Below are 24,308 nucleotides of genomic sequence, written 5' to 3'. Positions count from 1 at the left end.
GCGGACATTCGTCGGGGTGCCGTCCGGCGTCGTTCATCCGGCATTCCGCCGCTGGAAACAACCCCAAAAGGCCGTGGAATGGCGAAGGAAAGGTGTCGGGCACGTGCCCGCGCCCGTTCACGCGCCGTTATCGCACCGGCCATGGGCCTGGCTCGACACTGGCCACGGACCTCGGGAAACGCAGTTGACCGGGGAAACCCGCTCACGCATTCACCACACGCCTACGAGGGGATCGACGTGCAGCCAACTGGCCCCGAGGGGTCGGTCACGAGTGACATGCCCGAGAAGGGGCCGCACGCTCAGGAACCGCGAAAGCTGGAAGCCCGCCTCACCGACGCCGACCGTCTCTACCGGGCCTTCGTGGCGTCCGGCGCCGGGGCCACCCTGGTGCTGATCACCCTCATCGGTGTCTTCCTGCTGATCGGGGCATTACCCGCGCTCAGGACGGCCGGACTGTCGTTCCTCACGACGCAGCCATGGGCACCCGACGGTCAGCCACCGAAGTTCGGCGTCGCCGCGATGATGTTCGGCACCTTCGTCAGCGCGGCGGTGGCGATGGTGATCACCGTGCCGGTCGCGGTGTGCACGTCGCTCTTCATCAACGAGTACGCCCCCCGGTCCCTCCGCAGGGGGCTCACGTCGCTGGTCGACCTGATGGCGGCCATCCCCAGCCTGATCTTCGCCATCTGGGGCCTGTTCCTGCTCGTGCCGCTCCTCCAGCCGATCGAGGACTGGGCCGTCGCGCAGTTCGGCGGGTGGATGCCCCTGATGGAGGCCTCGGCCACGGGAGGGTCCCTGTTCAACGCGGGGCTGATCATCGCGTGCATGGCGATACCGATCACCACCTCGATCATCCGTGAGGTGCTCGCACAGGCGCCGAGGCACGAGTGCGAGGGAGCGCTGGCCCTGGGCGGCACCCGGTGGGGGATGATCACGGCGGTCATCCTGCCGTTCGGCAGGAGCGGCATCGTCGGCGGCTCGATGCTCGGACTCGGCCGCGCGCTCGGGGAGACGCTCGCCGCGACGCTCATCCTCTCGATCGCCTTCGAGATCAAACCCCGCATCCTGGAGAACGGCGGCATCACCGTGGCGAGCGGCATCGCCATCGAGTTCAGGGACGCGCAGGAGCTCGGCCTCAGCGCGCTCATGGCCGCCGGGCTCGCGCTGTTCCTCGTCACCTTCGCCATCAACTTCCTCGCGGCCCTGGTGGCCAACAGGTCACGACCGGGAGCCGGCGCATGACGGCGCCGGAGACCAAGGCACTGCCCAGCACCTCGGGGACCGGGGAACGGCGGCCCGATACGGACGCCGGCGCCGGCCCGCCCCGGAAGGTCCCGCCGAGACGGCGCCCCAGGGCGTGGCGCTGGACGGACATGATGGAGACGGCCGGCTCGCTCGTGGCCGCGTTCTTCCTCACGTGGCTGCTCTTCACGCGGCTGCTGCCGTTCCGCGTCATGCCGGTCGCGTTCGCCGTGGTCTGGTACGCGCTGTTCCTGCCGATCCACTGGCTGGTGACCAAGGACGGCCAGGGCCGGCCGGCGGCGAAGGACCGGCTGGTCACGGTCCTCATCGGCACCGGGGCGATGTTCGCCTTCGCGCCGATCGTGTTCGTGATCGGGTACGTCGGCTACCGGGGCCTCAAGGTGCTGCGCCCGAACTTCTTCACCGAGACCATGCAGATCGTCGGCCCGCTTTCGAAGGCGACCGAGGGAGGCGCCCTCCACTCGATCATCGGCACCCTGGAGCAACTGGCGCTCGCCACGGCCATCGCGGTGCCCCTGGGGGTGCTCACCGCCGTCTACCTCAGCGAGATCCAGGGCCCCCTCGCCCGTCCCGTGCGGCTCGTCGCCGACGCCATGACCGCGTTGCCCTCGATCGTCGCGGGTCTGTTCGTCTACTCCCTGCTGATCAAGCCGCACCTCTGGTTGCAGTCGGGAATCCTCGGCAGTCTCGCGCTGGCGATCCTCATGCTCCCCACGGTGACGATCACGGCGGAACAGGTGCTTCGTGTCGTGCCGGGAAGCCTGCGCGAGGCCGCGCTGGCGCTCGGCGCGCCGTACTGGCGCAGCGTGCTGCTGGTGGTCCTCCCGACCGCGCGGGCGGGTCTCGCAACCGCGGTCATCCTCGGCATGGCGCGCGTGGTCGGCGAGACCGCGCCGGTGCTGATGACCACGGGTGGCACGACGGTGCTGAACACCAATCCGTTCTCCGGCCACCAGGACAACCTGCCGCTGTTCGTGTTCACCCAGATCAGGAGCTCCCAGGAGACCCAGGTCGAGCGGGCCTGGGGCGGCGCGCTGATCCTGCTGGTCGTCGTGCTGCTGCTGTTCGTGCTGGCCCGGATCGCGGGCTCCGCGGGCTCTGGGCGGCGCCGAGCCCGTTTCCCCGGCCGTGGCGGGCAGCGCCGTGGCCGCTGAAGGCGTATCCGATGCGGAGAGGACGGACGTCATGACCGTGCCAGACGTCCAGCACACCCGGCCCATGCCCGAGGCGGACGCCCGCCCCGCCGGCGGCGTCCTTGAGGGAGTGGACGTGAGCTGCTGGTTCGGCTCGCGGAAGGTGCTTGAAGGAGTCGGCATCAAGATGGACGCGGGGGTCGTGACCGCGCTGATCGGCCCATCCGGGTGCGGCAAGTCCACCTTCCTGAGGACCCTGAACCGCATGCACGAGCTGGTGCCGATCGCCACGCTCGCCGGTTCGGTGCTGCTCGACGGCGACGACATCTACGGAGCCGGCCTGCGCCTCACCGAGGTGCGCCGCCGCATCGGCATGGTGTTCCAGAAGCCGAACCCGTTCCCCGCCATGACGATCGCCGACAACGTGGCGGCGGGCCTCAAGCTGACCGGGACCAAGGTGCGCGACCGCGACGAGCTCATCGAGGCCAGCCTGCGCAGGGCGGGCCTGTGGAACGAGGTGCGCAACCGGCTGGACGCCCCCGCGGGCGGCCTGTCGGGCGGCCAGCAGCAGCGGCTCTGCATCGCGAGGTCCCTGGCCGTCAGCCCCGACGTCCTGCTCATGGACGAGCCGTGCTCGGCTCTCGACCCCACGTCGACCAGGCGCATCGAGGAGACCATCCTCGAACTCAAGGACCAGGTCACGATCGTCATCGTCACCCACAACATGCAGCAGGCGCAGCGCGTCTCCCAGCACTGCGCCTTCTTCCTCGCCGCCGAGAACGAGCCGGGGCGCGTCGTCGAGCAGGGCCCCACGGAGCAGATCTTCTCGGATCCCGAGGACCCGAGGACCGCCGACTACGTCAACGGCCGGTTCGGCTGAGCCGCCCGCGAGTTTCTGGAGCACAGGAATGCCAATCCTCCGCCGAGGCGCCCGGCTGCTCGTGGTGCTGACGCTCATGATCCTGCCCGCGTCGCTGGGCGCCGCGCCCGCGTGGGCCGCCTCGCCCGTGAACGGGTCCGGGTCCACCTTCGCCTATGTCGCGATCCAGCAGTGGATGTCCGACGTCGCCCGGTTGCAGGGGCTGAGCGTGAACTTCGCGCCCAAGGGATCGACTCAGGGCCGGCAGGAGTTCGCCACGCGCCAGGCGGACTTCGCCTCCAGTGACGTCTCCTACAACTTCCCCGGGGGGCTCGGCGTCGAGCAGGATCCGCCCTTCAAGTTCACCTACATGCCGCTCGTCGCCGGCGGCACCGCGATCATGGTCAACCTCAAGGACAACGCGGGCAGGCCGATCACCGACCTCCAGCTCTCGGGCGGCCTCCTCGTGAGGCTGTTCACGCAGAACATGTTCTCGTGCGCCAACAAGGGCGCCGAGCAGGAGATCTTCTGGGACGACCAGGCGATCAAGGACGACAACCCCGGCCTCGCGGCGCGGCTCCCGCACGTCCGGGTGCGCCCGGTCGTCCGCGCCGGCGGCTCCGGCACCACGGCGGTGTTCACCGACTACCTGAACCAGATGGACCCCGGCCGGTGGAAGGCCTACATGCAGGGCGTGGGCGGCAACCCCAACGGGTGCTCCACCGAGAAGTCGTCCAAGTGCACCGACCAGGTGTGCGGCCCGACCGACGTGTGGCCGAACCGGCCGGACACCGACCTCGTGGACGGCTCCGACCGCGTGGCGATCCAGGTGAAGAACGGCAACGCGAGCTGGGGCTGGATCGGATACGCGGAGTACGCCTACGCCATCCAGCTCAACGTGCCCGTGGCGAAGATCAAGAACGCCGCGGGTCAGTACACCCTGCCCACGGCGTGCAACCAGGCGATCGCCCTCACCGCCGCCGAGCGCAACGGCGACGGCACGTACAAGCTCGACAACGTGCACACGCACCCGCACCCCAGCGCCTACGCGATCTCCAGCTACAACTACATCATCGTCCCCACCGAGGGGTTCGACGCGGGCAAGGGCGAGACCCTGGCGAGATTCGTCCTCTACTCGATCACCGACGGCCAGAAGAACGTCGACCAGATCGGCTACTCCCCGCTGCCTTCGAACCTGATCCAGCAGGGTTTCGACGTGCTCGGCCAGGTGCCGGGTCATCCCTCGGTCCCCGGAAACCCCGACACGTGGGGCAAGTACTACGAGAACCTGCAACTGCCGGACGGAAAGAAATGCGGCCAGGTGGGCGAGCAGACCGCGAACGATCCCCCTCCGCAGCAGAACAACAACACCGGCACCAACAACCAGAACAATCAGAACAGCGATAACAACCAGCAGAACAATGACAAGAAGGACGACAAGGGTACGGGGAACCCCAGTCCGACGCCGAGCGCGAGCGCGAGCACGAAGGCGCCGGGTCCCAAGGCCGGCAAATCCCCCAAGGCCACCACTGGTCCCAAGGCCACCACAGGACCCAGTGCGGGCAACGGCCCCAAGGCCACCGCTGGACCGGCCGCGTCCGGTTCCGCCACCCCGGGGGCCGCGGCGAGCGGAGGCGAACCCGGGTCCACCACGCCCGACACCGCCGGCGGGGCCACCGGAGGGGGCACGGTGGCCGTCGACCAGAACGGCCTGCCCGTGTCCGAGACGCCCGGGTCGACGGGCAACGGCCTGATCGATCCCACCCTCGCCGCGGGGGCGGCCCGCGAGATCGACACGGTGGCGTCGTCGATCGGCACCCCGTGGACCCTGCTCGGTCTCGCGGTGACGCTGCTGGCCATCGTGTTCGCGCCGATGATCCTCGACGGTGTCCGCCGCCTGATCCGCATGAGCGGTCCCGGTGAGTGACAGAACCCGATTTCCGCATGGCCGTCCCGGCGACTGAGAGAACACGATGAGAGTCCGAACACTGCTCGCGGGCCTGGTGGCCTTCGCGGTGGCCGCCGCCGGCCTGGTGGCCGTGGCCGCCCCGCCCGCCGCGGCCGCTCCGTCCGGCACGATCGCCGAGCCCGCGGCGGACGGGGCCCTCTACACGCGGGCGCCCATCCTGGTGCGTGGAACGCTGAGCGGCGCGGCCCAGATGGTGGTGGCCGTCCAGGACAGGGTCAGCAAGCTCTGGTGGCACTCCGACGGGAGCTGGGGCGACTACGAAGGCCGGCAGGCCGTCCTGGACGGAGGCTCGTGGAGGTTCACCTGGCCGGCCCCCGAGCCCGGTGACTACCTCGTCCAGGCCAAGGCGGTCGCGTCCGACGGGTCCTACGATCCTGCCCTGCCGTACCGGAGGTTCACGGTCGTGGACCTCCCGGCGGATCCGGCGGCACCGGCCGGTGTGATCGCCGAGCCCGTCGCGGGCGCCGTCGTCCCGGTGGGGCAGAAGATGACCATCCGCGGGGCCGGGCAGGCGTCCGGAGGCGTCGTGTGGGCCGGTGTGACGATCCTCGACAGGGCGGCGCACGCCTGGTGGCACGCGGACGGCACCTGGGGCGCCTACGAGCGGCAACCGGTCACGATCGGCGCGGCCGGCGCGAGCAGGGTGGCGTGGTCCTTCGACTGGACCCCGCCGAAGGACGGTGACTACCTGCTGGAGGTGGCGACCCGGGACGGGGGAGGGGTGACCGCCATCTCGCCGTCCGTCGTGTTCGCCGCCGACGGCGCGCCCCCCTCGGTCACGGCCGCCGGGCGGGCCTCCTACCCGGACCAGCGCCCGATCACCTGGACCGGCAGCGCTTCCGACAACCGGGGCGTCGTCTCCGTCAGCGTGGCGATCTACGATCGGGCCGCCAAGCTGTGGGCGCGCGGCGACGGCACCTGGGGCGACTACCAGTCCCTGCCCGCGACGCTGACCGGTCCGGACGGCGGCATGCCGTGGACGGCCTCCCCGGCGGGCCAGTTCGCGTTCAGCCAGGTCGGCTGGACGTTCACCTGGACGCCGCCTCGCCCCGGCGACTACGGCCTTTCGGTGTTCGCCACCGACGCGATCGGCCTGTTCGACACCGCGCACCCGTGGCTGCCCTTCTCGGTCACCGCGCCGGGGCCGGACGCCGAACCGCCTGTGGGAGAGGTGACCGCGCCGCTCCCCGACCAGGGCCTGACCTCGCCCGGCGTCCGCGTGGCCGGTACGGTCACCGACGACGTCGCCGTCGACAAGGTCCGCGTCGGCGTCCAGGACAGGGACACCGGCAGATGGTGGCAGGCGGGCGGCACCTGGGGAGCCTCGCCCGGCTGGGGGGCCGCCACCGTTACCGGGTCCACCTGGTCCTACCAGTGGGGGGCTCCGGCCGCCGGGCACTACGGCGTCACCGTGCGGTTCGTCGACAAGGCGGGCAGGGAGAGCTCGCGCTGGCGAGGGTTCGACTACGACCCCGGCTCCGACGGGAGGTACGTCACCCTGCTCATGTCCCGGTCGCAGTGGAGCGCGGTCGACCGGGCGTGCCGCCCGCTGCGGGGGGCCGTACAGCTCGACGAGGTCGCCCGCGAATTCAGGGCGCGGGGCTTTCCCGCGAGCGGAACCGTCGTCGTGGACCGGACCCTGGACCAGAACAGGCAGTGCCTGGCCGGCTTCGTCGACTACGCCAACTGGGCCGACCTCGCCGCCCTTCGTGACCAGTACGGCTGGACGTTCGTCAGCCACGGCATGGGCTACCGGAACATGACGACGCTGACCCCCGAGCAGCAGCGGGCGGAATCATGCGGATCACTCGCCCCGCTGGCGAGCCGGGGCCACACCCGCGCCTGGGGGCTGTTCGCCTATCCCGACGACAGGCTCACCACGCCGATCCAGCAGGATGTCGTCTCCACGTGCTTCGCCTTCGGCCGCAAGTACGGCACCGGCGTCACCGGCCGGTCCGGCGTCGCCCCGCCGTACTTCCAGAGCACCTGGAGCCTGCCCGCCGGCAGGTGCGACGACCCCTCGCTGCTGTGCGCCCGCTGGGTGCCGAGCGTCACCGGGGCCAACGACTACCGCTATACCTCGCCCGACCAGCTCGCGGAGTTCCTCAGGGGCTACCCCGGCACGTGGCGGGTGCTCCAGGCGTACCGGTTCATGCGGGGCAAGCGGATCGTGGACTCCGGCCAGGGGGAGTCGTGGGACTGCACCGGATCGAGCTGGCGCAGCCACTGGACGGGCGGCGCAGAGGCGTACTGCCTGAACGACTTCCTCACCGCCCTGCGGGCGGCGAGCGGGCAGGCCACGGTCACCGATCCCGCCGCGGTCGCCGGCGCCTGGGGCCGCGACCGGACCGCTCCATGAGAGGACGGCAGGACTCCTATGACCGCTTCTGAGGCGCGGGACCGCGCCGCCGGGCCCGGCGAGGTGACCTACGCGGCCACCCGCCACCCGCGCGCCGTGTGGTGGAGCGCCGGCCTCGGGATGGGCCTGGCGAACGCGGTGCGGCACCGGCTGCGCGGCTACCGCACCCCGCGCCCGTTCGGCGCGGACGAGGTCGGGCGCGGCGTCGCCTACGTCACCGGGGTGGTCGAGCGGTGGGCGCGAGACGGCGATCTCGACTTCACCGGCCGCAGGGTCCTGGAACTGGGCCCCGGGCCGGACCTCGGCACCGGTGCGATCATGCTCGCCCGCGGCGCGGAGTCCTACACCGCGGCCGACCTGTTCCCGCTGGCGTCGGACACCGCCCCCGCGTTCTACGAGGCGCTCGGCGCCTGCCTCGGCCGTCCGGTGGAGCGCGACCGGCTCGACTACCGGGTCACCGCCTTCCCCGGCATGCCCGGCGTCGCCGGGCCGTTCGACCTGGTGGTGAGCAACGCGGCGCTGGAACACTTCGACGACGTCCCGGCGACGTTCGCACGGCTGGCCGAGCTGGTCGCTCCGGGCGGCGTCATGTGCCACCACATCGACGGCATGACGCACATGCGCGGGATCCGGTCGCGTGACCCGCTCAACATGCTGCGCTACCCCGCCCCGCTCTACCGGGCGATGAGCTTCCCCGGCGTCCCCAACCGGCTACGGGCGCGGGACTTCCTCGACGCCGCCGCCGCGACCGGGTGGAACGCCCGGGTGGTGCCCGGACTGGTCGCGCCCACGGCCTACGTGGAGTCGGCGCGCCCGGGCCTCGCGCGCCCGTACCGGACGCGTGACGCCGATGACCTCGCGCTGCTGACCTTCACCCTCCTCGCCAGGCGGCCTGATCAGCGGCCTAACCAGGGGGCGCGGGCGACTGGGCGTCGATCGTCAACTCGGGAGTGACCGTCGGCGCCGCCGGAGGATCGGTGGGCGCCGGCGAGCACTGCTGGCACGGGTCCGGGGTCGGGTCCGCCGTCGGGGTCCTGCTCGGCTTCACGGTCGGCTTGGTGGTCTTCGTCGGCATGGGCGTCGGGGTGGGCGTCGGCCCCGGCTTGGTGGTCTGCTCCGGCTGGGAGTCGCCCGTGCCCGAGGGGCAGGGCTCCGGCTCCGGCGCCTCGGCCGACGGCACCGCGTCCGACGGCACCGTGGTGGCGCAGTCGTTGCCCGGAGCGGTCGTCGGGGTGGGCGTCGGCGTCGTGATCGGCGTCGAGGCGGTGGTCGGGCTGGCCTGGGCGGGGCGCTCTGTGCCGCCGACCGGCGGCTGGACGCCGTTCCCCGGCCTGCGCGTGCTCGACTCGTCAGGCGGCGAGGTGTCGTACTGCACGGGGGTGATGCGCTGGTCGGTGGTGATGTGCTCGCGCAGTGGAGGCACGACCATCACGACCGTGGCCGCCACCAGGACGGCCCCACAGGCCGAGGCGGCGGCTCGCCACCAAAAGACACCCCGCAGACCACGTTGGTCGATGCGGGTGCGGATGATCTGCAGTCCTTCTGCGGAGGGCACGACAGAATCCGCCTCCGCGCGCAAGACACGGCGGAGGACCTCGCCGTACTCGTCGGGGGACTCGGTCATGACAATTGCTCCAGTACGGTGCGTAAGGCGGCCATGCCGCGGGCTGTGTGGCTCTTCACCGCACCCTTGCTGATGCCCATGGCGCCGGCGATCTCCGCTTCGGAGAGATCGCCGTAGTACCGCAGCACCAACGCCTCGCGCTGCCTGGTGGGGAGCCCGCGGAGCGCCTCGATGACGGCGGACCGTTCGAGCTCTCCTATGGCTCCGTTCTCCGCGCTCGGCGCGTCGGGGAGGCCCTTGGGGGCGTACTTCTCCACGACGGCACGATGACGGAGCACTGAGCGCGATCGGTTGACGACCGACTGGCGCAGGTAGGCGAGTGCCTTGTCGGTGTCGCGCAGGCGGCGCCACGCCCCATGGAGGGCGACGAACGCGTCCTGCACGACTTCCTCCGCGGTGGCGGTATCGCGCACCAACAGCATGGCGAGACGCACGAGCGACCGATAGTGGGCGCTGTAAAGCGCCGTAACGGCCATGTCGGCGTCCCATCCGACGGGCACCGCCCCCAGCGACCTTTCGGCCACGAGGGTCTCGGTGGTCACATCTGTTGGACGCACGGCCTTCCCAGAGGGTTTACTCTCTGCCGGTTCTTTAGGGGGCATGACCCACTTGTGTCCTCGCCGGTGGCCTCGCCGACACTGACCGCTGTCTGACGCTGAAGTGTCGCACACCAACCCTATCCGCGAGGATCTTTCGACGGGACCTCCTCGGTATTACCGATTGGCAACAGAGGTGACTACCCTTTGGGCGTGACAGACTGCCTGTTCTGCAAGATCGTGGCCAAGGAGATCCCGGCCGCGATCGTCTACGAGACCGACCGCACGGTGGCCTTCCGCGACGTGAACCCGCAGGCCCCGACCCATGTGCTGGTGATCCCCAAGGACCACTACGAGAACGCCGCGGTGCTCGCGGCGGCCGACGACGGGCTCGCCGACGAGGTGCTCAAGACGGCCCACGCGGTCGCCGTCCAGGAAGGGGTGGCCGGCGACGGCTACCGCCTGGTGTTCAACACCGGCCCCCAGGCCGGTCAGACGGTGTTCCACGTGCACGGCCACGTGCTCGGCGGCCGGGCCATGCAGTGGCCTCCGGGCTGAGCCCGGCCCGGATACGATGGGCTTAGCCAGCGGCGCGGTCGGGCCGGATGCCAGGCGACTGCACGGTCATCCTAGCGAGCGCGACAGACAAGTACACCAGGTACACCAGGCCGGGAGGCGAGCAGGCCGCAGGGCCGCCCATGTCCGAGTCACACGATTCCCGCAGCGCGCCGAACGGCGCGCAGACCAGCGAACCGCCGCGCACCAAGGGCCCGTCCCGCACGCAGGCCAAGGTGGTCATCCCCGACCAATACTCCATGGTGAGCCTTCTCGGCTCCCGTGACGAGCTGCTGCGGGTCATCGAGGCCTCGTTCCGCGCCGACGTCCACGTCCGCGGCAACGAGATCACCATCAGCGGAGGCCCCGAGGAGAGCAGCCTTCTGGTGCGGCTCTTCGAGGAGATGGTGGAGATCGTCCGGTCGGGCGCGCAGCTCACCGGCGACGCGGTGGAGCGGAGCATCGCCATGCTCCGCATGAGCTCCGGCCGCCCCGCCGACGTGCTCTCCCTCGACATCCTGTCGGCGCGGGGGCGCACGATCCGCCCGAAGACGGTCAACCAGAAGCGTTACGTCGACGCGATCGACAAGCACACGATCGTGTTCGGCATCGGCCCCGCAGGCACGGGCAAGACCTATCTGGCGATGGCCAAGGCGGTCAAGGCCCTCCAGAACAAGGACGTCAACCGCATCATCCTGACCCGGCCGGCGGTCGAGGCGGGGGAGCGGCTCGGCTTCCTGCCCGGCACGCTGTACGAGAAGATCGACCCCTATCTGCGCCCGCTCTACGACGCGCTCCACGACATGCTCGACCCCGACTCGATCCCGCGCCTGATGGCTGCGGGCACGATCGAGGTGGCGCCGCTCGCCTACATGCGCGGGCGCACGCTCAACGACGCGTTCATCATCCTCGACGAGGCGCAGAACACCTCGCCCGAGCAGATGAAGATGTTCCTCACGCGCCTGGGCTTCGGGGCCAAGATCGTCGTCACGGGTGACGTCACCCAGATCGACCTTCCCGGCGGCACCGAGAGCGGCCTGAAGGTCGTCCAGGATATCCTGGAGGGCATTCCGGACATCCATTTCAGCAGGCTGACGAGCGCGGACGTCGTGCGGCACAAGCTGGTGAGCGACATCGTCGACGCCTACAGCCGTTACGACCTCGCGACCGCCGAGCCTCATGCCATCAAGGGCGCCAAGCGCCCTCGGGGGAGATAAGAAACACCATGAGTATCGAGGTGGCCAACGAGTCGGGCGTCGAGATCGACGAGTCCTCGCTCGTCAAGCTGGCCGGTCACGTGCTCGGGCGCATGGGCATCCACCCGCTCGCCGAGCTGTCCATCCTGATCGTGGACGAGGCGGCGATGTCGCAGCTCCACGAGCAGTGGATGGGCGAGCCCGGGCCGACGGACGTGCTCGCATTCCCGATGGACGAACTGCGGCCGAGCCCGGGCGGGTCCCGCCAGGAGGGCGACGCCCCGCTCGACCCGGCCCTGCTGGGCGACGTCGTGCTGTGCCCGCAGGTCGCGGCCAAGCAGGCGGCGGAGGCAGGCCATGGCACCCGCGACGAGCTTGAGCTTCTCTGCACCCACGGCATCCTTCACCTCCTCGGCTATGATCACGCCGAGCCCGAGGAGCACGCCGAGATGTTCGGACTCCAGGGCGAGTTGCTCGACGCGTGGCGGGAGGTGCGGCGGGAGCCGTGAGTTCCCCCAGCGGGTGGTTGCTTTCAGCCGCCCTTCTGATCGTCATCGGCGGCCTTCTGGCCAGCGCCGAGACGGCTCTCGCACGCATCTCGCGGGTGCGCGCGGAGGAGTTCGCGCGCAAGGGGCGGCGCGGTGCCCAGCGCCTCCAGGCGATCGTCGCCGACCCGCCCCGCTACCTGAACCTGCTGCTGCTGCTCCGGCTCAGCTGCGAGCTGATCGCCACGGTGATCGCGACGCTGCTGTTCATCGACTGGTTCGGCGACGAGGGCCAGGCGTACGCCGCCGCCGCGGGCGTCATGATCCTGATCAGCTACGTCATCGTCGGGGTCTCGCCGCGCACACTCGGCCGGCAGCACGCCGAGCCGGTCGCGCTGGCGAGCGCCCCGATCGTGTACGGGCTGACGCGCATCTTCGGGCCCCTTCCCAAGCTGCTGATCCTGCTGGGCAACGCGCTCACGCCGGGCAAGGGCTTCCGGGACGGCCCGTTCACCTCCGAGGCGGAGCTGCGCGATCTCGTCGACCTCGCCGAGGAGCGCCGGGTCATCGAGCCCGACGAGCGCCAGATGATCCACTCGGTGTTCGAGCTGGGTGACACCCTGGTCCGCGAGGTGATGGTGCCGCGCACCGACATGGTGTTCATCGAGCGGGGCAAGACCCTCGACCAGGCCCTGTCCCTCGCGCTGCGCAGCGGCTTCTCCCGCATCCCCGTGGTCGGCGAGAACGAGGACGACGTGGTCGGCATCGCCTACCTCAAGGACATCGTCCGCCGGGTCCACGAGTCGACCGCGGGCGGCGACGCCGAGCACGAGAAGGTCGGCTCGCTGATGCGCCCGGCCACCTACGTGCCCGAGAGCAAGCCGATCGACGAGCTCATGCGCGAGATGCAGGCGCGGCAGATCCACCTGGCCATCGTGATCGACGAGTACGGCGGCACGGCCGGCCTGGTCACCATCGAGGACGTCCTTGAGGAGATCGTCGGGGAGATCGCCGACGAGTACGACCAGGAGGCGCCGCGCGTCGAGTGGCTCGGCGACGGGAGCGCCCGGGTGACCGCTCGGCTTTCCGTGGACGAGCTGGGAGAGCTGTTCGACATCGAGCTGGAGGTCGACGACGTCGACACGGTCGGCGGCCTGCTGGCCCACGCCCTCGGCCGGGTCCCCATAGCCGGTTCCCGGGCCACCGTCGACGGCCTGAGCCTGACCGCCGAGAGCACCGCCGGCCGCCGCAACCGCATCAGCACGGTCGTCGTGCACCGCGTGGCCCCCGCCGAGGACGTCGCCGTGCACGCCTCCGCCGAACGCGACTGACTCACCCCGCCCGAAATCCCGTTGCCGGGCCGCCCGCCTTCCGCCCGGCCACCCCTACCCTTTCCCCGTTTACGGGTCGGGGTATGTAACGACATATAGACTCACATGTCGTGGTTCTTTTCCGGGTGCTCGGCACTTTCGAGGTCCTAGGCGATTCTGGGCCGGTCGAGCTCGGGGGTCCCCGGCCACGATCGGTGCTCGCCCGGCTGCTCGTCGCCCGCCGTCAGGTGGTGCCCGTCGAGAGGATCATCGACGATCTGTGGCGGGACCAGCCACCGCCGAGCGCGCTCGCCTCCATCCAGGCGTACGTCTCCAACCTGCGCCGGGCACTGGAACCGGGCCGGAGCACCCGCAGCCCCGCACGGCTCCTCGTCACCGTCCCGCCCGGTTACGTGTTGCGCGCCGAGGACGTGGACGCGTGGCGGTTCGAGGCGCGGGCACGGCAGGGCATCGAGCTGCTCCGCTCCGGGGACGCGCAGGCCGCCTCGCGCGTACTCGACGAGGCGGTGAGGCTCGGGCAGGGATCCGCCTACCCGGAGTTCTCCTCCGCCGAATGGGCGATGACCGAGATCTCCAGGCTTGAGGAGCTGCACGCGTTCGCGGTGGAGCAGCGGGCCGCGTCTCTGATCACCCTCGGCGATGCGGCGCAGGTCGTCCCTGACCTGCAGGGATACGTGGGCGCCCACCCTTTGCGCGAGGAGGGCTGGCGGCTGCTCGCGCTGGCCCTCTACCACGTGGGCAGGCAGGGCGACGCGCTCGCCACTCTGCGCCAGGCCAGGCGGACGCTCGCCGAGGAACTGGGCGTCGACCCGGGTCCCGCCCTCCAGCGGATGGAGGCCGATGTCCTCGCCCAGTCCCCCCGACTGGACGTCCCGACCCCGCCCCCGATCTCGCGACCGGTGCCGATCATTGTTTCCGGCGACCCGCATGGTTCACCGGCCTCGCCGGTGACGGCGGCGGATGATCCGCCCGCGCACAGGCCGGACGCCGAGCCCGTCACCGACGTGGACGCCGGCCATGCCCACGGAGCGGAAGCCGGCCATGCCCACGGAGCGGAAGCCGGCCATGCCCACGGAGCGGAAGCCGACCGCCTTCATGGCAGGGAGGACCGACGTCTCTATGACATGCGAGCCGACCGTCTCTATGGCAGAGAGGCCGAGATGGCGGCCCTGCTCCGCGCGGCGGAGGAGGCCAGGTCGGGACGCGTGCGGCCGGCCGTGGTCATCGGCGAGGCGGGCATGGGGAAGAGCGCTCTGGCCGACGGCCTCGCGCGGGAACTGCTCGACGCCGACTGGCAGGTAGCCGTCGGCCGGTGTCCGGAGACCGACGGGGCGCCCCCGGGCTGGGCGTGGACCGAGATCCTGCGCGGCCTGATGGAACGGTTCCCCGCCGAGGCGGCGCTCGCCACCGCGCTCGGGCCTCTCGCGGACGAGGGCGGTGTCCAGGTCCCCGGCGCTTCGGGCGAAGGAGGGGGCGAGAGCATCTCTCGCGGAGCGTCCGACGACCGTCCAGCGGGCCGTGGTGGGGCCGTGAGCGCCGGCGAAGGGGTGGTCGCTGGAGGGGGGTCCGTAGGCACTAGTGCCGGAGGAGCGCCCGGCGGCTGGTCGGCGCCTGCCGCGCCGGGGATCCCCGGGGGAGCGGCCGATGCCGGTGGGGCGATGGTCCGCGGGGGAGTGACGGTCAACTCCAAGGGTTTTGAGAGGAATGTTTCGAGTGGGCGGTTCAGGGCGCGGCGGGCGCTCGCCGCGTACCTGCGCCACGTCGCGCGTGCCGCGCCGCTGCTGATCGTCCTGGACGATCTGCACCGGGCGGACGATGAGACCCTCGCCGTCCTCACCCACCTTGTAACCGATCTTCGCGGTGACCGCGTGCTGCTCGTGCTGACCTACCGGGAAGAGGAGGGCGCGGCGCGGCTCACCGAGACCGCCGCCGCACTCGCGGCCCGCGAACCGGTCCGCGTCGCCCTCCACGGGCTGGACGGGGCCGCCACCGGGGATCTGCTGCGCTCGTTATCCGGTGGCGAGGTGTCGGCGGGCGCGGTCGCCGCCGTCGCCGACCGTACGGGGGGCAACCCCTTCTTCGTCCGCGAGACCGCACGCCTGATCGCGTCCGAGGGGGAACGCGCGGCGGTCTCGGTGGTCCCCGCCGGGGTCAGGGACGTGCTGCGGAGGCGCTTCGTGCGGCTGCCCGTCCCCGCGCAGACCGTGATGCGGGAGGCGGCGGTGATCGGCAGGGACATCGACGTGGACGTCCTGGCCGAGGTGAACGGAGGGGGTGAGGAGGCGGTGGTCGACGCCCTGGAGGCGGCGTTGATGGCCGGCCTGCTCGTGGAACCCGAGCCAGGACGCCTCCGGTTCGCCCACGCCCTGGTCCGAGATACCTTCTACGACGATATTTCGGGACTACGGCGTACGCGTACGCACGCCCGCGTCGCCGCCGCGCTCGAAGCGCTCAGGAGCGACGAGGTCGCGGCCCTGGCCCACCACTTCGCCGCGGGCGGGGAACGGGTCAAGGCCGCGCACTATGCCGTCCTCGCCGCCGAGCGGGCGGAGCGCAGGTTCGCGTACTCGGAGGCCGCGGCGCTCTGGGACAGGGCCCTCCACCTCGGAGACGGCGAGGACCTCGAACTGCTCATGCGGCGAGTGCGCGCGCTGGCGCTGGCCAACGAGCTGTCGGCCGCGCGCGAGCACCGCGAGCAGGCGGTGCGGCTGGCGCTGCCGCTGGGCGATCCGGAGCTGACCGCACGGGTCATCGTGGCCTTCGACGTGCCCGCCTTGTGGAGCATCCGCGAGTACGGGGTGGTGTCCCACGAGATCGTCCAGGTCGTTGAGCACACGCTGGCCGAGCTGGGCCCGGGGGACGGCCACGCCAGGTGTGCGCTGCTCTGCTCCCTCGCCACCGAGCTGGGCGGTGAGGCGACCACGCGCGGCGAGCAGGCCGCGGGAGAGGCGCTCGCCATGGCCAGGCGGCTCTGTGATCCGGGATTGCTGGCCAAGGCGCTGAACGCGCGCTACTTCCACACCTTCCGCGGCGACGGCCTCGCGGAGCGACGCGAGATCGGGACCGAACTGCTCGAACTCGCGCAGGCGCACGGCATGGCCGTGGCGGAGGTGCTGGCGCGTCTCATCCTCATGCAGCAGGCCATCGCGTCCTACGACTGGGTGAGGGCCGACGAGGAGGCGAGCGCCGTGGAACGGCTGGCGGCGCGGTACGACCTGCCGATGCAGGCGTCCCTCGCCGGCTTCTACCGGGCATTCCGGTACGCGATCGCGGAGGACTACGGCAAGGCCGAGGAGCTCTACCGGGAGGCGGCGCGGGCGCACAGCAAGGCAGGCGCCTGGCGTTTCGAGATCGGGCTGTCCTTCATGGCGCGCTACTGCCTGCACCTGCTCGACGACACCGTGGGCGAGCTGGCGGCCGAGGCGGATCTGATCGCCGGCCACTGGGAGATGGCACGGGAGCCCCACGCGCTCGCCCTGGTACGGGCCGGGCGGCCGGATGAGGCCGACGCCGTGCTCGGCGACGATCTCTCCCGTGTCAGGCCCGACTTCTTCGGGCGGTTCTTCGTCGTGGTGCGCGGGCTGCTCGGCGTGGCGATCGACGACCGGCGGCGGGTGCTGTGGGCCCGCGAGGCGCTGCTGCCTTACGCGAGGCGGCCGGTCACCGACGGGTCGGCCGTGATCTCGTTGTGGCCGGTGGCCCAGGTGCTCGGCGATATCGATCTCTACCTCGGCAGGCCCGAGGAGGCGCGGGAGCACTATCGGGCGGCGCTGGAGATCTCCACCGCCGTCGGTGCCCCCGCCTGGGTGAGGGCCGCCCGCGAGGGACTCGCCCGCTGCGCCGCCCGCGGCTGACAGCCCGCCCGGATTGGGTGGGTGTCCGGCCGCGGGCGTGCGCCGGGGCGGATCAGGGGCTCGCGGGGAGTGTGCGGGGGCGTTCGGTGCCGTCCTGGTGGCCGAGGATGGTCCATTCGGTGACTTCGACGCGGTACATCCGCTCGGGTGCCTCGCCGCGCTTCAGCCGTACGGGGTCGGTGGTGTCGGCGAGGACGGGCCAGCGGGTGAGGTGACCCGCAAGCTCTGTGGCGGCGGCGCGACCCGCCAACTCCCGCGCGGTGCCCGTGAAGGTGACCGTGAACTCGCGCGGCCCGGGTCCGGCCGGGGGAGGGGTGACGATCGAGCCGGCGACACGGCTGTCGAGCCGCAGGTCGCCGGGAAGCAGCCGCTCGGGGCGGGCCAGGAAGTGCAGCCGGTCGGGTGAGAAGGTCGCGCGGTACCACACGTCGCACAGGACGGGGGCGCCGTCGGGACGCAGGATCGCGAGCTGGAGGAGCCCGCCGCGCAGGACATGCTCGACCAGGCGCCGGCGTTCCGGGCCGCGGGGCAGGTCATGGCCGACGGGGTACCGGTGGTGGCCGTGGTCCGGCAGGTCGGGGTGGACGGACTGGACAAGCTGGACGGGGTGGACGGAATGAACGGGGTGGACGTGGTGGACGGGGTCCGGCAGGCCGTGGTGGGGGGAGACGGCGGGGTGTGAGCGATTTGGGACGTCGTCGTCGGAGTCGATGGTCACCTGGCGAGCATGCTGGCAGGCGGTTGGAGGGCTCTAGGGGGCGATCGCCGGTATACGCGTCAAGCCGGATTCGAATGACTTGCAAGTGCGAGGATTTCCCTCCAGGCGCCGATGGCTTGGGGCGCCGGTGAGGGGAGGGCCGGTGTGCCGGGGAGGAGTTCACCCGAGTGCGCCGCCGGTCGCCGCGACCGTGGCAAGCGACCTTTAAGCGTCTTGCAAGTGGGTCGTGGAAGGTTGTCCCCAGGCGCTCACCGGCTCGGGGCGCCGGCAAGGGGGAGGGCCGGTGTACCGGGGAGGGGTTCACGGCGCACCGGCAGAGCTGGGGGGGACGCGTGGCGGCCCTGGCCGGGAGACCGGCCGGGTCCGACACGCCCAAAAGGGTGCCTCACCTGCGCTGGGCGGGTGAGGCACCCTTTGGGCTTGATGGGGCCGACCGGTCCGACGCGCCCTGGTGTTGCCGGGTGCGGTTTGACGGGTGCTGGCCTGACCGAGTCTGGTCTGGTTGGGCGTCGGTCTGGTGGGGTTGGGCCGACTGGTTCTGGGGGGGTCGGATCTTGGTCTGGTCTGTTCGTGGCTGGCCCGTTCTGGCCTGGTCGGGCCGGCAGGTTCCGCGCTGAGTTGTGCCTGCGCATGGGGGACGTCGGGCTCCCCCCTGGAGCAGGGCCATGCCCAGGCGCTGCATCATCAGCCGATGCGCCTGGTAGAGATCGCGACGAGTCTGCATGCCACCTCACCCTTGCCTGGCGGGTCATCGCGGACAGCATAGAAGCGCCTGTGCGGGGACGGGCATCGTGCCGGTGAAGTGGGGGTTCACGCCCGGACACGGCCGGAAGACGGGCTTCGAGCCTTTCTGTACGGCCCGATGAGGGCTGGGCTAGTCTGCGATTCAACGGTTGATCACGTGCTGTCAGGGCGGGACGGGGGCGGGAGTGAGCGGGCAACTGGGCATAGAAGCGCTGCTGAACAGGCAAAGTTCGGTGACCTCCCCCTCTGCCGATCCGGACACCACCGAAGTCCCCGACCCGAACGTGCCGGACCCGAACGTGCCGGACCCGAACGTGCCGGACCCGAACGTGCCGGACCCGAACGTCCCTGACCCCAGCGTGCCGGACGTTCCCGATCCGAACGTCCCAGGCATCCCCGATCCGAACGTTCCCGGCATCCCTGATCCGAACGTTCCCGAGGTGAACCCGGTGAGAGGGCGCATGATCGGGCTCGCCATCGCGGGCATCGCCTCCCGGCCCCGGCAGCCTGTCGGGGGCGGGGGACAAGTGGGACGAGATCGCCAAGGGAATCGAAGGCCTGGGGACGGACCTCAAGAAGCACGTCGGCGACGTGCCTCCCAGGGACTGGACGGCCCAGGACGGGGAGGCGTTCAAGGGCGCGGCCGAGATCATGCTCAAGAACATCCTCGTTCCGGCGCCGGTGCGGCGGGATGTGGGACGGCGAACTCGACGCCGCTGTACGGCGGGTGAACCGTGAACCTTCGCGGACACCGCGCCCGCCGCGTCCGCACGGTGGCTCGTCAGGGATGCCGGTCGGCGTGCCTGGCGATGAGGTGGTCACGTCTCTGCTGGAAGAAGGCGATGTCGCTCTCCACCGCCTCCCGGGTGAACAGCTCGGGCTCGTCGCGCAGGGCCGTCTCGCCCATCTCCGACCAGAACGCCGTGGCGGGCACCTCTGCGGCGCCCTCGGGGAGGAACTTGGCCACCTCGGCGGCGGCGTCCCTGGCGCACTCCCACCCGACCACGACGCTCTCGGACAGCGCGGCGTCCCCGGGGTCCTCGCGGTGGCGCAGGTCGTCGCGCATGGCCCGCTGGGCGTACCCCGCGCCGGCCACCCGCCACTGTCCGGCGTCGATCAGCTCCGAGGGCCCCTCCCCGAACCGCAGGCGTTCACGCCTGGCCTGGAACTCGCTCTCGAAGGGCACGAAGACGTCGAAGGCGAGCCGCAGGCCGATGTCGCGCCCGTCGAAGCGCAGCTTCCAGGCGCCCGCCACCTCGGTCAGCTTCGTGTGGGCCGCGTAGTCGCGTACCGGCTCCAGGGCGTCGCCCCGCTCGGTGGCCACGGCCGTGAGGTCGACGAACAGGTAGGCCTCCGTGAGCGTCCTCGCGTGAAGCGATGCCATGGCCTCCCCCTTCGCCGGCCGTTCCCGGTGCCCTTCGACGATATCGGCCGGGTCCCGCTCCGGATGTACGGGGTCCATGCCCGTCCTCCCGGCACCGCCGTGCCGTGCCCCACGCAGTCGAGAGGCCCGGTGCCGGTCAGGTCGACCGACTTGGCGACCCGCACCTGCGGATGGCGCGTGTCCACCCCGCTGTCGATCAGGCCACGGTCACGCCCTCGCCCCGCGTGAGGGGCCGAGCAGCCTAGCCAACTGGGCTTTACGGTTCTTTTCGATCTGTCAGTTCGCGGGGAGATTGCGCCTTTTGTTGATCGGGAAGAATTCCCGCAGGCGGGAACCGGGGATTCCCGTCCGGCGGGAGTTCGGGGGAGCACGATGCGCATCACCGGTGTGGTCCTTGCCTTCGCCCTGCTCACCGGTATGACGGCGTCCTGCGGCCTGGGCGAGGGCGTCTTCGGCGGGTCCGCCGGCAAGCAGGAGCTGTCGCGGGCGCGCAAGGCCCTGGCGGAGGTCGAGGACCCGTCGGTGGACTTCACCGAGCGGGCCGAGGCCGCCTGGCAGCCGCCGTTCGTCCCGGCGAAGCGGGAGTGCGGCAGGCTCTTCGAGCTCGCCGAGGGCAAGGCGTCCGACCTCGCGTCCGCGACGACGGCGGAGTCCACGAGCTTCCGGGGCAACCGCCTGGGCGAGACGGCCGGGGTCGTGCTCGCCGCCTACGCCCCGTCCGGGGCCCGCCAGGCTCTCCGTACGGTCGCGGACCTGATGCGCGACTGCCCCGTGGCCGCGGTGAAGAGCGCGGGCGGGGGCGACCGCCTGGTGGGCTCCCCGCTGCCCGTGGGCGACATCGGGGACGGGGTCGAGGCGCGGAGGTTCAAGGGCAGGGTCGGCGGCTACCCGTACGAGATGCATCTGGTCGTGGTGCGCTCGGGCGACATGGTGATCTCGCTCGTCCACACGGGCCTGGCCAAGCTCGACCCCGGACGGACCCAGAGGCTGGCCACCGTCCTCGCCGCCAAGGTCCACGAGGCCGCCCAGTAGCCTGTGCCCGTGACTGAGACCATCCTCGACCCTGAGGACAGCAAGATCATTACCCTGGCCCGTGCGGCCCGCGCGCGCAACGGGACCGCCGAGGGCGGCGCGGTGCGCGACGAGACCGGACGCACCTACACCGCGACCAACGTCGATTTGCCCTCGCTGAAACTGTCGGCCGTGCAGGTCGCGGTCGCGATGGCCGTGTCCAGCGGGGCCGTCTCGCTGGAGGCCGCGGCCCTCGTCGGCGACGTCGAGGAGCCCGCCGAGCGGGACCTCGCGGTGGTCCGCGACCTCGGCGACGCCGTCGTCTTTCTGGCCGCTCCGGACGGCAGCGTGAAGGGGCGGTACATCTGATCGGCGACAATGGGTGGCGTGAGTTCTTCAGCCGCTGAGTTCCGTGCCGGATTCGCCTGCTTCGTCGGCAGGCCCAACGTCGGCAAGTCGACGCTGATGAACGCGCTGGTCGGCGCCAAGGTGGCGATCACCTCGTCCAAGCCACAGACGACCCGTCGCGCCATCCGCGGCATCGTCAACAGGCAGGCCGCCCAGCTCGTCATCGTCGACACGCCCGGCCTCCACCGGCCGCGCACCCTGCTCGGCGAGCGTCTGGACAGCCTGGTGCTGTCCACCTTGACCGAGGTCGACGTCATCGGCTTCTGCGTCCCCGCCAACGAGCCGATCGGCAAGGGCGACCGTTTCATCGCCGAGAAGCTCGCGGCGGTCAAGAAGACCCCGGTGGTCGCCGTGGTCACCAAGTGCGACCTCGCGACCCGCGAGCAGATCGCCGCCCAGTTGCTGGCCGTGTCGCAGCTCGCGGAGTTCGCCGAGATCATCCCTGTCTCGGCGGAGTCGGGGGAGCAGCTCGACGTCCTCGCCGACCAGCTGGTCGAGCGCCTCCCCGAGTCCCCTCCGCTGTACGCCGGGGGAGAGCTCACCGACGAGCCCGAGCAGGTGCTGGTCGCCGAGCTGATCCGCGAGGCGGTCCTCGAAGGCGTGCGGGACGAGCTTCCGCACTCCATCGCCGTGGTGGTCGAGGAGATGACCCCCCGGGAGGGCCGCGACGACCTCCTCGACGTGTACGCCCAGATGTTCGTCGAGCGCCCCTCGCAGAAGGCCATCGTGATCGGGCCGAAGGGCGCGCGGCTCAAGGACGTCGGCAGCCGCGCCCGCAAGCAGATCGAGGCCCTGCTGGGCACCCACATCTACCTCGACCTGCGCATCAAGGTAGCCAAGGACTGGCAGCGCGACCCGAAGCAGCTTCGCCGTCTCGGCTTCTACGACTGATCACGGCGTCACCGCCGTACCTGGGCCTCCCCCCAGGTCAGGCGCCGGCGCAGGGTCGCGGCGTCGGGGGCGAGGGCCGAGATCAGCGTGCCCGGCCCCGCCAGGGGCAGCACGGCGCAGCCCTCCGCCAGCACCGCCTCGGCCGCGCCCGGCTTCTCCGAGGACGGAACGGGCTTCACCGAAGCCCGGTCCGGCTTCTCCGGGGCCGCGCTCGGTTTCTCCGAGGCCGGGGACGTGCCCGGCCTCTCTGAGGCCGGGTCCGGCGCGGGTTCCCCCGCGAAGGAGCCGGTGAGCAGGACGCTGCCGACGCACCGCGCGTCGCCGTACACCGCCGGGCTGCCGTCGACGGACGGGTCGCCCACGAGGAACTCCTGGCGCAGCAGGGGCACCCCGCCGATCGTCGCGTCGAAGCGCGCATGGCAGGTGCCCGGCCGCTCGCCGTGGCGGCCGAAGACGATCTCCTCACGCCAGTGCACGGATGCGCCCTCCTCCAGCGTCAGCCGGACGATCACGCGGTGGGCGCACCCGGCCGCGAGGACGGTCGGCTCGGGCACGTACCGCAGCGTGGCGCCCGCGCCCACCCGCGCCTCGACGACCGACACCGACTCGCCAGGACCGGGCAGCACCAGCGTGCTCGCGACCGAGGCGATCTCCAGTGAGGTGCCCGGGGCCACGTCAATGTGGAGCGCGAGATGGTCGCCACCGAGCGGTCCCGCCGCGGTCGCCACCAGATGGACCGTGCAGGGCCCGGTCTGGCGCAACGTCAGCGGCGGGTCCGACCTGAGCGTGCCCAGCACGGTACGGCCGCCCGCCCGCTCGGTCGCGACGGCCGCCCGCGCGTCGAACGACCTCCTGTTCCGCTCGGTCGCGACGGCCGCCCGCGCGTCGGGCGACCTCCTGTTCGGCGAGGGGTCACCCGTACCGGTCGTGGTGCTCATCTTTCGTACGCGGCTCGCCGGCTTCAGGCGTTGCTCGTCGGGACGGCGGGGCCGTGCGGGTGCTCCCGCGCGTGGGCGAAGGACTCGACCACGCCGTGCACCCACTCGGCGACCGCGTACACCTCCGGCACCTCCCTGATCGAGGTGAACAGGACCGGCTTGCCGTCGCGTACGGCCGCCGCGTCCCTGGACATCACGGTCAGATCGGCTCCCACATGCTTCGCCAGGTCGGTCTTGTTGATGATCAGCAGGTCGGCGGTGGTGACGCCGGGGCCTCCCTTGCGCGGCACCTTGTCGCCGCCGGACACGTCCAGCACGAAGATCTGCTGGTCGGCGAGCCCCCTGCTGAAGGTCGCGGTCAGGTTGTCCCCGCCACTCTCCACGATCACGAGGTCCAGCGGGCCGAAGCGTTCCTCCAGGGTCTCGACCGCGTCGAGGTTGGCCGCGATGTCGTCGCGGATGGCGGTGTGCGGGCAGCAGCCGGTCTGCACGGCGACGATGCGCTCGGGGTCGAGCACCCCGGCCCTGCGCAGGAAGTCGGCGTCCTCGGTGGTGTAGATGTCGTTGGTGACCACGCCCAGGCGGAGTATCGGGCCGAGCGTGCGGCACAGAGCGGCGACCAGCGCGGTCTTGCCACTCCCGACGGGGCCGCCGACGCCGAGGCGCAGCGCCCGTCCATGCGGGTCGGGAGAGTGGTGACGGTCGTCGTGGTTAGCTGACAAAGAGCCGTACCTCCGTGCGTAGGTGCTGTTCAGCCAGCAGATCGAGTGCGGGAGCGGCATGCGCGGGAAGGTCCTCCCACGCGGTGCGGGCGCGAGCCGTGCGCGCCACGCCTTCCAAGTCGGGCACGAGGCCGGCGAGCACGCGATGCACGACGACGGGGTCGAGCCCGAGGAGCCGGACCGCCGCGGTGGCCGATCCGGTGATCGAGGTGTACGCGGTGGCGAGCGCCGCGTCGTGGGGTGCGCATCCCGCCGCGGCCGCCACCGCGCCGAGGGCGATCGGGTGGTGCGCGCCTTCCGGCACGGCTCGCGCCATGGCGTCCAGCGC

At 71.4% G+C, this 24,308-nt stretch carries 22 protein-coding genes; 15 read left to right on the top strand and 7 right to left on the bottom strand.

From position 1 onward, the window contains the following. Positions 1–237 precede the first annotated feature (237 nt). The 6 genes from pstC to AB0B89_RS04785 all read left to right on the top strand — a co-directional run bounded on the left by pstC (position 238) and on the right by AB0B89_RS04785 (position 8,537). Positions 238–1,242, top strand: a complete 1,005-nt coding sequence (gene pstC, locus AB0B89_RS04810) for a phosphate ABC transporter permease subunit PstC (RefSeq protein WP_358548175.1) — start codon at positions 238–240, stop codon at positions 1,240–1,242. Beyond that, complete coding sequence (gene pstA, locus AB0B89_RS04805) at positions 1,239–2,417, top strand: phosphate ABC transporter permease PstA (protein WP_358548172.1); 1,179 nt, start codon at positions 1,239–1,241, stop codon at positions 2,415–2,417. The genes pstC and pstA overlap by 4 nt, the downstream gene beginning before the upstream one ends. A gap of 64 nt (positions 2,418–2,481) precedes the next feature. Next, positions 2,482–3,276, top strand: a complete 795-nt coding sequence (locus AB0B89_RS04800; protein WP_358548280.1) for a phosphate ABC transporter ATP-binding protein — start codon at positions 2,482–2,484, stop codon at positions 3,274–3,276. A 28-nt stretch (positions 3,277–3,304) separates the two neighbouring features. Then, on the top strand, positions 3,305–5,182 hold the full coding sequence (locus AB0B89_RS04795) for a substrate-binding domain-containing protein (protein ID WP_358548169.1): 1,878 nt from the start codon (positions 3,305–3,307) through the stop codon (positions 5,180–5,182). A 46-nt stretch (positions 5,183–5,228) separates the two neighbouring features. Next, positions 5,229–7,583, top strand: a complete 2,355-nt coding sequence (locus AB0B89_RS04790; protein ID WP_358548166.1) for a hypothetical protein — start codon at positions 5,229–5,231, stop codon at positions 7,581–7,583. Between the two features lie 18 nt (positions 7,584–7,601). Continuing rightward, entirely contained in the window at positions 7,602–8,537 is a 936-nt protein-coding gene (locus AB0B89_RS04785; RefSeq protein WP_358548163.1) for a methyltransferase domain-containing protein, read from the top strand. On the opposite strand, the gene AB0B89_RS04780 is transcribed toward AB0B89_RS04785, so the two are convergent. Then, positions 8,488–9,207 (bottom strand): hypothetical protein, encoded by a 720-nt coding sequence (locus tag AB0B89_RS04780; protein WP_358548160.1) that lies wholly within the window; start codon positions 9,205–9,207, stop codon positions 8,488–8,490. The genes AB0B89_RS04785 and AB0B89_RS04780 overlap by 50 nt on opposite strands. Beyond that, positions 9,204–9,683: a SigE family RNA polymerase sigma factor gene (locus tag AB0B89_RS04775; RefSeq protein WP_358548277.1), complete on the bottom strand. Its 480-nt coding sequence runs from the start codon at positions 9,681–9,683 to the stop codon at positions 9,204–9,206. The genes AB0B89_RS04780 and AB0B89_RS04775 overlap by 4 nt, the downstream gene beginning before the upstream one ends. Positions 9,684–9,950: 267 nt before the next feature. Between AB0B89_RS04775 and AB0B89_RS04770 the strand changes: the two genes are divergently transcribed. The 5 genes from AB0B89_RS04770 to AB0B89_RS04750 all read left to right on the top strand — a co-directional run bounded on the left by AB0B89_RS04770 (position 9,951) and on the right by AB0B89_RS04750 (position 17,164). Then, positions 9,951–10,301: a histidine triad nucleotide-binding protein gene (locus AB0B89_RS04770; RefSeq protein ID WP_358548158.1), complete on the top strand. Its 351-nt coding sequence runs from the start codon at positions 9,951–9,953 to the stop codon at positions 10,299–10,301. A 257-nt stretch (positions 10,302–10,558) separates the two neighbouring features. Then, entirely contained in the window at positions 10,559–11,515 is a 957-nt protein-coding gene (locus AB0B89_RS04765; RefSeq protein ID WP_358548274.1) for a PhoH family protein, read from the top strand. Between the two features lie 8 nt (positions 11,516–11,523). Continuing rightward, positions 11,524–12,003 carry an rRNA maturation RNase YbeY gene (gene ybeY, locus AB0B89_RS04760; RefSeq protein WP_358548156.1) on the top strand — a complete coding sequence of 160 codons (480 nt, stop codon included), beginning with the start codon at positions 11,524–11,526 and terminating at the stop codon, positions 12,001–12,003. Then, entirely contained in the window at positions 12,000–13,310 is a 1,311-nt protein-coding gene (locus AB0B89_RS04755) for a hemolysin family protein (RefSeq protein ID WP_358548154.1), read from the top strand. Before ybeY ends, AB0B89_RS04755 begins: the two co-directional genes overlap by 4 nt. A 110-nt stretch (positions 13,311–13,420) precedes the next feature. Further along, positions 13,421–17,164, top strand: coding sequence for a BTAD domain-containing putative transcriptional regulator (locus tag AB0B89_RS04750; protein ID WP_358548151.1), 3,744 nt, complete (start codon positions 13,421–13,423; stop codon positions 17,162–17,164). A 52-nt stretch (positions 17,165–17,216) separates the two neighbouring features. Here AB0B89_RS04750 and AB0B89_RS04745 read toward each other — a convergent pair whose 3' ends face one another. Continuing rightward, positions 17,217–17,882, bottom strand: a complete 666-nt coding sequence (locus AB0B89_RS04745; RefSeq protein ID WP_358548148.1) for a hypothetical protein — start codon at positions 17,880–17,882, stop codon at positions 17,217–17,219. A gap of 1,335 nt (positions 17,883–19,217) precedes the next feature. Between AB0B89_RS04745 and AB0B89_RS04740 the strand changes: the two genes are divergently transcribed. Further along, positions 19,218–19,364, top strand: coding sequence for a hypothetical protein (locus AB0B89_RS04740; RefSeq protein ID WP_358548145.1), 147 nt, complete (start codon positions 19,218–19,220; stop codon positions 19,362–19,364). Between the two features lie 43 nt (positions 19,365–19,407). Here the strand turns inward: AB0B89_RS04740 and AB0B89_RS04735 are convergent, their stop codons facing one another. After that, positions 19,408–20,010, bottom strand: coding sequence for a hypothetical protein (locus tag AB0B89_RS04735; RefSeq protein WP_358548142.1), 603 nt, complete (start codon positions 20,008–20,010; stop codon positions 19,408–19,410). A gap of 372 nt (positions 20,011–20,382) precedes the next feature. Here AB0B89_RS04735 and AB0B89_RS04730 point away from each other — a divergent pair, with 372 nt between their 5' ends. From AB0B89_RS04730 to era, 3 genes are read left to right on the top strand one after another with little or no spacing between them, the layout of a single operon-like run. Then, positions 20,383–21,042 (top strand): hypothetical protein, encoded by a 660-nt coding sequence (locus AB0B89_RS04730; RefSeq protein ID WP_358548139.1) that lies wholly within the window; start codon positions 20,383–20,385, stop codon positions 21,040–21,042. A gap of 9 nt (positions 21,043–21,051) precedes the next feature. After that, positions 21,052–21,390, top strand: coding sequence for a cytidine deaminase (locus tag AB0B89_RS04725; protein ID WP_358548136.1), 339 nt, complete (start codon positions 21,052–21,054; stop codon positions 21,388–21,390). A 9-nt stretch (positions 21,391–21,399) separates the two neighbouring features. After that, positions 21,400–22,320 (top strand): GTPase Era, encoded by a 921-nt coding sequence (era, locus tag AB0B89_RS04720; protein WP_358548134.1) that lies wholly within the window; start codon positions 21,400–21,402, stop codon positions 22,318–22,320. An 8-nt stretch (positions 22,321–22,328) separates the two neighbouring features. On the opposite strand, the gene AB0B89_RS04715 is transcribed toward era, so the two are convergent. The 3 genes from AB0B89_RS04715 to AB0B89_RS04705 all read right to left on the bottom strand — a co-directional run. Beyond that, positions 22,329–23,258 (bottom strand): urease accessory protein UreD, encoded by a 930-nt coding sequence (locus AB0B89_RS04715; protein WP_358548131.1) that lies wholly within the window; start codon positions 23,256–23,258, stop codon positions 22,329–22,331. A 23-nt stretch (positions 23,259–23,281) separates the two neighbouring features. Beyond that, positions 23,282–23,980 carry an urease accessory protein UreG gene (gene ureG / locus AB0B89_RS04710; RefSeq protein WP_358548128.1) on the bottom strand — a complete coding sequence of 233 codons (699 nt, stop codon included), beginning with the start codon at positions 23,978–23,980 and terminating at the stop codon, positions 23,282–23,284. Beyond that, positions 23,970–24,308, bottom strand: a 339-nt coding sequence (locus AB0B89_RS04705) for an urease accessory UreF family protein (protein WP_358548126.1), incomplete at its 5' end; no start/stop codon positions are given. The genes AB0B89_RS04705 and ureG, both read right to left, overlap by 11 nt.

It is taken from the genome of Sphaerisporangium sp. NPDC049002 (assembly GCF_040649355.1).
Lineage (GTDB): Bacteria > Actinomycetota > Actinomycetes > Streptosporangiales > Streptosporangiaceae > Sphaerisporangium.
This window is presented reverse-complemented; position numbering and strand designations above follow the sequence as displayed.

Coding starts and splice junctions, on each gene's coding strand:
- AB0B89_RS04715 (WP_358548131.1), bottom strand. CDS start 23,258: ATGAGCACCACGACCGGTACGGGTGACCCCTCGCCGAACAGGAGGTCG.
- AB0B89_RS04765 (WP_358548274.1), top strand. CDS start 10,559: ATGGTGAGCCTTCTCGGCTCCCGTGACGAGCTGCTGCGGGTCATCGAG.
- AB0B89_RS04730 (WP_358548139.1), top strand. CDS start 20,383: ATGCGCATCACCGGTGTGGTCCTTGCCTTCGCCCTGCTCACCGGTATG.
- ybeY (WP_358548156.1), top strand. CDS start 11,524: ATGAGTATCGAGGTGGCCAACGAGTCGGGCGTCGAGATCGACGAGTCC.
- pstA (WP_358548172.1), top strand. CDS start 1,239: ATGACGGCGCCGGAGACCAAGGCACTGCCCAGCACCTCGGGGACCGGG.
- era (WP_358548134.1), top strand. CDS start 21,400: ATGGGTGGCGTGAGTTCTTCAGCCGCTGAGTTCCGTGCCGGATTCGCC.
- AB0B89_RS04780 (WP_358548160.1), bottom strand. CDS start 9,207: ATGACCGAGTCCCCCGACGAGTACGGCGAGGTCCTCCGCCGTGTCTTG.
- AB0B89_RS04735 (WP_358548142.1), bottom strand. CDS start 20,010: ATGGCATCGCTTCACGCGAGGACGCTCACGGAGGCCTACCTGTTCGTC.
- AB0B89_RS04800 (WP_358548280.1), top strand. CDS start 2,482: ATGCCCGAGGCGGACGCCCGCCCCGCCGGCGGCGTCCTTGAGGGAGTG.
- AB0B89_RS04775 (WP_358548277.1), bottom strand. CDS start 9,683: ATGGCCGTTACGGCGCTTTACAGCGCCCACTATCGGTCGCTCGTGCGT.
- AB0B89_RS04795 (WP_358548169.1), top strand. CDS start 3,305: ATGCCAATCCTCCGCCGAGGCGCCCGGCTGCTCGTGGTGCTGACGCTC.
- AB0B89_RS04785 (WP_358548163.1), top strand. CDS start 7,602: ATGACCGCTTCTGAGGCGCGGGACCGCGCCGCCGGGCCCGGCGAGGTG.
- AB0B89_RS04790 (WP_358548166.1), top strand. CDS start 5,229: ATGAGAGTCCGAACACTGCTCGCGGGCCTGGTGGCCTTCGCGGTGGCC.